At 69.9% G+C, this 9,112-nt stretch carries 6 protein-coding genes; 1 reads left to right on the forward strand and 5 read right to left on the reverse strand.

The genetic code is table 11. The annotated features are described in order from the left end of the window. The 5 genes from ABSF49_RS17490 to ABSF49_RS17510 all read right to left on the reverse strand — a co-directional run. Positions 1 to 1,034, reverse strand: a 1,034-nt coding sequence (locus ABSF49_RS17490) for a DUF1015 domain-containing protein (protein ID WP_424113930.1), incomplete at its 3' end; no start/stop codon positions are given. 102 nt (positions 1,035 to 1,136) lie between these two features. Further along, positions 1,137 to 2,540 (reverse strand): glucose-6-phosphate dehydrogenase, encoded by a 1,404-nt coding sequence (gene zwf, locus ABSF49_RS17495; RefSeq protein ID WP_424113931.1) that lies wholly within the window; start codon positions 2,538 to 2,540, stop codon positions 1,137 to 1,139. 272 nt (positions 2,541 to 2,812) lie between these two features. Beyond that, entirely contained in the window at positions 2,813 to 4,339 is a 1,527-nt protein-coding gene (locus ABSF49_RS17500; protein WP_424113932.1) for a peptidoglycan L,D-endopeptidase MepK, read from the reverse strand. A gap of 155 nt (positions 4,340 to 4,494) precedes the next feature. Beyond that, positions 4,495 to 6,255 carry a L,D-transpeptidase family protein gene (locus ABSF49_RS17505; protein WP_424113933.1) on the reverse strand — a complete coding sequence of 587 codons (1,761 nt, stop codon included), beginning with the start codon at positions 6,253 to 6,255 and terminating at the stop codon, positions 4,495 to 4,497. Between the two features lie 112 nt (positions 6,256 to 6,367). Then, positions 6,368 to 7,852 (reverse strand): sigma-54-dependent transcriptional regulator, encoded by a 1,485-nt coding sequence (locus tag ABSF49_RS17510; protein WP_424113934.1) that lies wholly within the window; start codon positions 7,850 to 7,852, stop codon positions 6,368 to 6,370. Between the two features lie 172 nt (positions 7,853 to 8,024). Between ABSF49_RS17510 and ABSF49_RS17515 the strand changes: the two genes are divergently transcribed. Beyond that, on the forward strand, positions 8,025 to 9,112 hold a 1,088-nt coding region (locus ABSF49_RS17515; protein ID WP_424113935.1), incomplete at its 3' end, for a M3 family oligoendopeptidase.

The following is a 9,112-nucleotide window of genomic DNA, read 5'->3' on the forward strand; positions in this document are numbered from 1 at the left end:
ACGAAGTCGATGCGTTTGTCGCGGCGCGGGTCGGCGACGCCGAACACCGGCTCGATGATGTTTTTCGCCACCAGCGTCACCGGCAGCCGCGCCGTCGGGTCGGCGCTTTGCGCCGCCGCGGCTGCGAGCTCGGGCTTCAGCGCCAGGCGATACCAGCGTCCGCCGAGGACCATGCCGACCTCGTCGGCGCGTGCGGGACGAACCGGCCGATCGCTCGGCGCGACGATGTAGCGGCGCCCGATCTCCGTCAAAACCTGTTCAGGCGTCAGCCCGTTCAGGTCGCGCAGCACGCGATTGTAGTCGAGGATCGTCATCTGCTGCTGCGGCAACAGCACCGCGAGAAAATAGCCGTCCTTCCGCCCGCGCGCCTCGGCGACGCGCAAGGCCGCCGCCGAGCGGTGATGGCCGTCGGCGATGTAGAGCGCCGGCAGGGCGTCGACCGCGCGGGTCAGCGCCGCGATCGTTGTCTCGTCGTCGATCACCCACAGCTCGTGGCGCACGCCGTCGTCGGCAATGGCGTCGACCGCCGGCTTTCCCGCGGCGGCGCGCGCGAGCAGGGCGTCGATCGCCGGCGCGGTCGGATAGGCGAGCATGACCAGGCCGGTCTGCGCGTCGACCGCCTCGATCTGGCGCACGCGGTCGTCTTCCTTCACCGGCGTCGTCAGCTCGTGCTTGCGGATGCGGTTTTCGGCGTAAGCGGCGATCGAGGCGACCGCCGCAAAGCCGGTCTCGACGTGCTCCTGCCAAGTCAGGCGGTAGACGTAGTAGCAGGGCTTGTCGTCGCGCACGAGCGCGCCCTCGGCGATCATGCGGCGAAAGTTCTCGCGCGCCTTGGCGTAGACGGCCTCGTCATGGGAATCGATGGCCGGATCAAGATCGATTTCGGCCTTGGAGACGTGGAGAAAGCTCCACGGCTTGCCCTTGGCGCGATCGCGCGCTTCCGCGCTCGACAACACGTCGTAGGGCGGCGCGAGAACGTCGGCCGCGCGTCCCGGCGCCGGCCGCAAAGCGCGAAAGGGCTTTATCAGAGTCACTGGGGCTCTCTTTCGTGACGAATTATCTGACGTTCGCCGGGTTGGGGTCGGCGAAGCGGAACATCTGCCCGGCTTTTGGCGTCTTGACAACCCGCCGGCGGCTCAGGCGCCTGACCCATCCTCAGGGCCAAAATTGCGCCAGCCGCCGTCGGCGGCGATCAGCGCGTCGGCCTCCTTCGGCCCCCAGCTTTGGCGCTCGTAGGGGCGAACCGGCGGGTAGGTCTTGAGAACCGGATCGACCGCCGCCCAGGCGGCCTCGATCGCGTCCTCGCGGGTGAACAGCGCGCCGTCGCCCGCCATCGCGTTGCCCAGCAGCCGGGTGTAGGCGGTTTCTTCGCCGGGGTGCTCGTCGGCCAAGGAGAGCTCCCTGAGGTCGCCGACGAACTCCTTGCCGGTGCGCTTGATGCGGGCGGCCAGCGCGATGACCGAACGGGGCGAGAGCCGGAATCGCAGATAATTCGAACGACCGTGGGTCGGCGCGGAGTCCTCGAACAACGGTTGCGGCGGCGCCTTCAGCTCGACCAGGATCTCGGTCCCCGTCTGCGCCAGGCATTTGCCGGAGCGCAGGTACCACGGCACGCCCGCCCAGCGCCACGAATCGACGTAGAGCCGCAGCGCGCAGAAGGTTTCGACGTCGGAGTCCTTGGCCACGTTCGGCTCGTCGCGGTAGCCGACGTACTGGCCGCGCACCATGTCCTCGGGCTTCAGCGGCCGCATCGCCTGAAAGACTTTGGCCTTCTCGTCTTGGACGAAGCCGTAGCTCTGGCCGGCGGGCGGCTCCATGGCGAGCAGCGCGACGATCTGGAACAGATGGTTCTCGATCACGTCGCGCAGACACCCGGCGGTTTCGTAGAACGCGCCGCGGCCTTTGACGCCGAAATCCTCGGCCAGCGTCACCTGCACGCTGGCCACATAGTTGCGGTTCCAGATCGGCTCCAGAAACGAATTGGCGAAGCGAAGATAGAGGATGTTCATGATCGCTTCCTTGCCGAGGTAGTGATCGATGCGGAAGATCGCGTCTTCCGGGAACGCCGCCCGCGCGACGGCGTTGAGCTCGCGAGAGGACGCCAGGTCGCGTCCGAACGGCTTCTCGACGATGACGCGCGCGTTCTCGGTCAGGCCCGCCGCTTTGAGCCCGTTGATCACCGTCTCGAACAGCGCCGGCGGGATGGCGAGATAATGGGCGGGGCGCTGGGCGCCGCGGAGCGCGTCCTTGATCTTGGCGAACGTCGCGAGGTTGTTGTAGTCGCCGCTCACGTAGCTGGTCAGCTCGTCGAGACGGCGCATGGCGTCCTTGTCGTCGATCCCGCCCGGCGACTGTTGGACGCTATTCTCCATGCGGGCGCGCAACTGCTCCAGCGTCCATTTCGGCGAGGCGACGCCGACAACCGGGACCTGCAACGCGCCGCTCTTCACCAGCGCATAGAGCGCCGGGAAGATCGCCTTGTGGGCGAGGTCGCCGGTTACGCCGAAAATCACCAGCGCGTCAGAATGCGCTCCGCTCATCATGCGTCTTCCTTCTTACTGGCGCGTGCGCGCGCAGGAACGTCAAACGAACAGCCGAGGGCGGAGGGCGCCGCGCCAGACGCCCGCCTTCGGCCGAACGAGGCGAAAGACCGCTTACCCCTCCCTGCGGCCTGCCGAAAAGGGAGCAAGCGTTCAATTTCACCCGCACGCGCCTGTTGCTTTTAGGCGCGGTCAATGACGATTCTATCCGCGCCATTTCCGCTTTGCGCGAGAATGACGTCGCCGACGATGCCGTCAATTCGCGTTGGGCGCTAGTAGGGCGTCGCGCCGCGCAGCTCTGCGGTCGCGGTCGCCGACATCGAGCCCGTGTCGGGGGCGAATCCGTCGGTGACGAGACCGCCATAGGGGTTGGCGGCCTGGGTCGGCGAAAGCAGCGCCAGCCCGCGGGCGGTCGGGGCGGGGGCGGGCGGGTTGGCGGCAAACTTGGCCGCCGCCGAAGTCTCGCTCGCCGCCGGCTTGGCCGCGAGGCGAGCCGGGTTGCGGCTCGGCGGGAGCGGGGGCAGAGGCGCGGCGAGCGCGGCGGCGCGGTCGAGGATCGCCGGGCGTTCCGGCGGCTCGGGCGAGTCGACTTCGGTCAGCGCCAGGATTCCGCGCGGCGCGCCGACGCCGCGGGTGATGACGCGCGGCAGGCCGCCGCGCGCCAGCAGGGCGGCGATGAGATCGCGGTCGCCGGCGGCGTCGGCCGCCGGGGCGAAGGCCAATTCGGTCGGCCGCGGCGGCGGCGTCGGCGCATCGGCGAGGATCAGCTCAACCGGCTTGCGCGGCGGCAGCGGCGCGGGGAAATCGCCGTCGTTCGGATTGGCCGCGGCCGCGTCGGCGCTGTCGCTCGGCTCGGCGGCGGCGGCCGGGGTCGGCTGCGGCGCGTCGGCGCTCGCCGGCGCCTCGCGGGGCGCGTCGGCGCTGGCGACCTGCGCGGCCGCCGGGGCGGGAACGGGCGCGCGACCGCCACGGGCGGTCGGCGCGGCTTCGACGCCGCTCGCCTCTTCCTCGTCGTCGGCGCCGCCGCCGCGCGCGCCGACCAGCCAGGAGAACAGCCCGCCGCCGGCCGCGCCCGAGCCGGCGTCGGCGCTGGCGACCTGCACCTCGCCGCCGCGCGCTTCGATTTCGGCCCGCGCCTGATCGTAACCCGCCATCGGCTGCCCGTCGGCGGGGATGAACACGGTCTTGCCGTCAGGGAAGAGCCGCGCCAGCGCGACGCGGTTCATGCGCGGCCAGTAACGCACGTCGCCGCTGTCGATGTGCACCCACGCGCCGGGATAGAAGCCGACCCCGCCGGCCTGCATGCGCATGGCGATGTCGCGGATGGTGGCGGTGTCGACGTCCAGGAATCGGGCGTCCATCGCCTTGCCTTCCATGTGCTGCGAATATTTAGCGACCTGGCGCGAACGCATACGCAGCATGGCGTTGGTCTGCGGCGAGCGGTAGCCGGACAGCACGTCGATCGGCTGCTTCGAACCGGACTCGCGATAGACCTCCCAAACGATGTCGAACAGCTTGGGGTCCATTTTGGTCGGCTCGTTGAGCCGCCAGTCGCGCAGGAACCAGTTGAGCTTGTCGAGCGTCGCCTGATCGTAGACGCCGTCGACCATGTAGGTGAACGAGCCTGATTCGTTGGTGTGGCTGCTGGAAAGGACGACCGTGCGGGTGTCGCCGTTGGCGACGGCCGACTCGGTCGCGCTCGGGCTCAGCCCAAAGCCCAGCAGCATCGGCGCGGCGATCAGCTGCGCCAGCGCCCGCCTACGCCCCGCCAAGGCGGCGATTGTCCCAGCGAACCCCAATCAGACAATCCCTTTTCCGGTCCCCCCGCGAGCCCTTCCCGAAAGCGCTCGCCGTCAATTCGGAATTGCGCGCGCCACGACGCCGCTGTGTCGCAAAAGGCACACGCGCGCGCAAAACAACCGACGGGCCCCTATAGTCGCCAGCCGCACAGATTTCAATCTTGACTCGTTTTGGCGATTGTGCCTGCGACGCGGGCGGCGATGCCATAGACGTCTTCGCGCTCCTGCAGCGCGCCGGTCGCGTCGACGAACTCGGTGAAATATTCGAGGTGGATCGGGATCGCGTGCGGCAGCATCACGGTCCGCTCGGTCGAGCCGATCATCGCCTGCAGGCGCGCGCTCCAGCCGGCGCCCATCACCAGTTCGGCGAGCCGCATCGGCTGGTCGAGCCGCACGCAGCCGTGGCTGTAGGCGCGCCGCGCCGTGCCGAACAGGCCGCGCAGCGGCGTGTCGTGCAGATAGACGGCGTGCTCGTTGGGGAACATGAACAGGATATGGCCGAGCGCGTTGCCCTCGCCGGGCGGTTGGCTGACGAACATATGGCCGCCGATCTCGGCGACCTGGTAGCCGCGCCGCGTGAGATAGTCCGGGTCCTCGGCGAGATGCGGCGCGAGCTCCTTGCGGACGATCGAATCCGGCACGCGCCAGATCGGATTGACCAGGATGTATTTCATCGCGTTGGAGAAAACCGGCGTCGGCGTGTCCGGCTTGCCGACGATGACGCGCGCCTGGTGGACGAGGTCGTCGCCCTCCATCATCCGCAGCGTGTAGTCGGGGATGTTGATCTCGATGCGCTCGGCGCCCATGTCGCGCGGCTCCCAGCGCCACATCTCCATGTTGGCGACCAGCATCGATAGGCGGCGCGCCGGCGAGACGGTTGCAGTCGGCGCCGAGGCCGGCGTCGCGACGCCGCCTGACAAGGCCGCGGCGGTCGCCGGCGTCAGCGCGCCGTTCGGCGGCAGACCGTTGGCGCGCTGGAAGGCCTGCACCGCGGCGGCGACGGGAAGGTCGTAGACGTCCGCCGCCGATCCGTCGGCCGAAACGCCGAGGCGCGCGCGCACCAGCGGCACGCGCGTGTCCTGCATGCCGAGGCCGAGGCTCGGTCCGTCGGGAATGCGGATCGTCGTCGGCGCCGCGGACGGCGTCGGGGGCGGGGGCGGCGCCGCCGCGCGCGTCCGCGACAACTGGTCGCGCAGGTCGCGGTAGCCCTTCTGCTGGGGATTGTAGCCCGCGAGCGCGCCGTCGGGGTCGGCGGCGGCGGCGACCGCCGCCAGCGCCGCGCCGGGATCGGCGAGGGTCGGACGGGCGGTGATCAGCGACGAGATCCGGGTCGGGACGATGCGCGATCCGCTCGCCTGCATCGCGTAAGCGACGACGGCCGCCGACAGCGTCGTCTCGGCTTCGGCGAGCCGCTCCGGCGTCGCGTCGGCCGGCAGATCTTTGGGCAGGGGGAAGGCGGCGAGATCGAGCCCGTCCTCGTCGGCGCGTTCGAGGCGGCGAAGAACGCCCTGGCCCTGCGGATTGAGGCCATGCCCGTCGAGCCAGACCGGCGCGAAGCCGCGCGCGGCGTAGAAAATGCGGATCGCCAGCCGGGCGGCGCGCCAGTCGCCGGCCCCGACCGGGCTCGCCTTGACGTCGGCGGCGACGAGCGCGTCGAGCGCGGCGCTCACCGCCGCGGCCATTTGCGGGTCGACGGCGGGCGCAGCGGCGCCCGCGGGCGTTGCGGCCGCGTCGGGGGTAGGGGCGGGCGCGGCGGCGGGGCTCGTTTCGGCCGGGGCGGTCGCGGCCGGCGGCGCGCTCGCCATTTCGGCGTTCGCCGCGGCGGCCGTCGCTTCGGCGGCGGCCGGTCCGCCGAGCCAGGCCAGGGCGACGAGCGCCAAGGCGCCGGCCCGGATCGAGTCGCACGTCACGCCCATCGTCTTTCTCCCTCGCCGTCCCGTCGGCGACCTCATGGAGTCTTAGCGGTCTGCTGAAGCGCCCGGAAGTCCCTCCGAGCGCAATCTGTTTCGGCCATCGGCCGCCTGGCGGCTAGGCGGCGGCCTCGCCGAGCACGTCGGTGTCGACGCCGAGCTCCTTCATCTTGCGGTAGAGGGTCGAGCGGCCGATGCCGAGCTTGCGGGCCATCTGCGACATCTGCCCGCGATAATGAGCGAAGGCGAAGCGGATCGCCTCGGCCTCGATGTCGTCGATCTTGCGCACGTCGCCGCTGTCGTCGATCAGCCGCATCACGTTTGGGTTGCGCGGCTCGAAGCGGCTCGCCTCGCTCGACGGCGCCGGCGCGAGGTCGGCCGCCGGCGCCGGCGCCGGCGGCACGCGCACGTCGTAGCCTTGCACCTGAGCGGCGATCTGGGGAAATTCGGCGACGGTCAGTTCGTCGCCGTCGGCAAGGACGACGGCGCGGAACATGGCGTTCTCGAGCTGGCGCACGTTGCCCGGCCAATCGTAGGCGGCGAGCAGCGCCGCAGCGTCGTTGGCGAGGCCGCGGATGCGCTTGCCCTCCTCGGCGCAGAAGCGGGCGAGGAAGCGGCGCGCGAGGTCGGGAACGTCGGCCGAGCGCGCGCGCAACGGCGGAATCGAGATCGGAAAGACGTTGAGGCGGTAGAACAGGTCCTCGCGGAACCGGCCGCGCTTGACCAGGTCGATCAGGTTCTGATTGGTGGCCGAGATCAGCCGGATGTCGACCTTGATTGAACGGCGGGCGCCGACCGGGTCGATCTCGCCGTCCTGCAACGCGCGCAGCAGCTTCACCTGCGCGCCCATCGGCAGCTCGCCGATCTCGTCGAGGAACAGCGTGCCGCCGTGCGCCTCGACGAACTTGCCGGCGTGCCTTTCGGTCGCGCCGGTGAAGGCGCCCTTCTCGTGGCCGAACAGGATCGATTCGACCAGGTTCTCCGGCAAGGCGCCGCAATTGACGGTGACGAACGGCTTGCCGCGACGATCGGAGCCGCCCTGGATGGCGCGCGCCATCAGTTCCTTGCCGACGCCCGACTCGCCTTCGATCAGCACCGGAATGTTCGATTTGGCGGCCCGCTCGGCGAGGCGAATGGTGCGCGCCATGCTCTCGACCTTGGTGACCACGTCGCGGAACGTCAGCTCGCCGTCGCGGCGACGGGTCGCGCGCCTGAGCTCGTCCTCGAGCGCGTCGACGCGCAGCGCGTTCTTGATCGACACCTGCAGCCGCTCGGCCCCGACCGGCTTGACGACGAAATCGTAGGCGCCGGCGCGCATCGCCGAGATCACCGCCTCGATCGAGCCGTGCGCGGTCTGAACGATGGCGGGAATGGCGATTCCGCGCTGACGCATGCGGGTGAGCACGCCCATGCCGTCGAGGTCGGGCATCACCAGATCGAGCACGATGAGATCGACCGGCGGCCGGTCGGCCGCCTCGAGCCGCGTCAGCCCCGCTTCGCCGGTTTCGGCGGTTTCGACCTCGTAGCCGAAGCGCCGCGTCATCGCCTCGAGTAGCCGGCGCTGGATCGGATCGTCGTCGACTACGAGAATCAAGGCGGCCATGAACTTTCCACCGACGCGGCCTGGCGCGGCCGCTCGCGGGCCGACAGTCGGACATCGCGGTAAATGTCATGTTAATGGCGTCCCAAATTGACGCGATTCGTGACGCTTCGATTGAAGGCGCGCTCGCATTCGGCGATAGTGCCGGGGTTCCCCTTACCAAGAGGCCGATGGCATGATTGACCGCGGACGCGTTTCCTTCGCTGGCGCATTCGAGGGCGGCGTCGGCGCGCGAGCCGCGCGCGGTTCGAACGCTTCCTCGTGCGCCGCTGCGCCCGCGGTCGACCTCGGGCCGCTGCCGCAATGGCGCCTCGACGACCTCTATCCGGGCATGGATTCGCCGCGCTTCGCCGCCGATCTTGCGCGCGCCGCTACGGAAGCGAAGCGCTTCGCCGCGACCTACCAGGGCAAGCTCGCCGAGCTGGCGCAGGGCGCCGAAGCGGGTCCGCGCCTGTTCGAGGCGACCCGCGCCTACGAAGAGCTGCAGGACCTGATGGGCCGCATCATGTCCTACGCTTCGCTGCTTTACGCCGGCGACACCAGCGATCCGGCGCGCGCCAAGTTCTTCGGCGACGCGCAGGAGAAGGTGACCGCGCTCGCCGGCGAGTTGTTGTTCTTCGAGCTCGAGCTCAACCGGCTCGACGACGCCGGGCTCGACGCGGCGACTGAGGATTCGCCGCTCGCCCATTATCGCCCGTGGCTGGTCGACATCCGCAAGGAGCGGCCGCACCAACTCAGCGACGAGCTCGAGCAATTGTTCCTGGAAAAGTCGATGCCGGGCGCCGCGGCGTGGAACCGGTTGTTCGACGAGACGATCGCCTCGCTGCGGTTTTCCTTTGACGGCGAGGAGCTGACGCTTGAGCCGCTGCTCGGCAAGCTGCAGGATTCCGACGGCCGCGTGCGCGAAGCGGCCGCCGCGGCGCTGGCCAAGACGCTCGGCGCCAATGTCCGGCTGTTCACCTTGATCATGAACGCGCTGATCAAGGACAAGGAGATCTCCGACCGCTGGCGCAAGTTCGCCGACGTCGCCGATTCGCGCCATCTCGCCAATCGGGTCGAGCGCGAGGTGGTCGATGCGCTGGCGGCGGCGGTCGTCGACGCCTATCCGCGCCTTTCGCACCGCTACTACGCGCTCAAGGCGCGCTGGTTCGGCAAGCCGCAGCTCGAGCATTGGGACCGCAACGCGCCGCTGCCCGACGCGCCGAGCCGCGTCTTCGCCTGGAGCGCGGCGCGCGACACGGTGCTCGACGCCTATCGCGGCTT

The organism is Roseiarcus sp. (assembly GCF_049514155.1).
GTDB lineage: Bacteria > Pseudomonadota > Alphaproteobacteria > Rhizobiales > Beijerinckiaceae > Roseiarcus.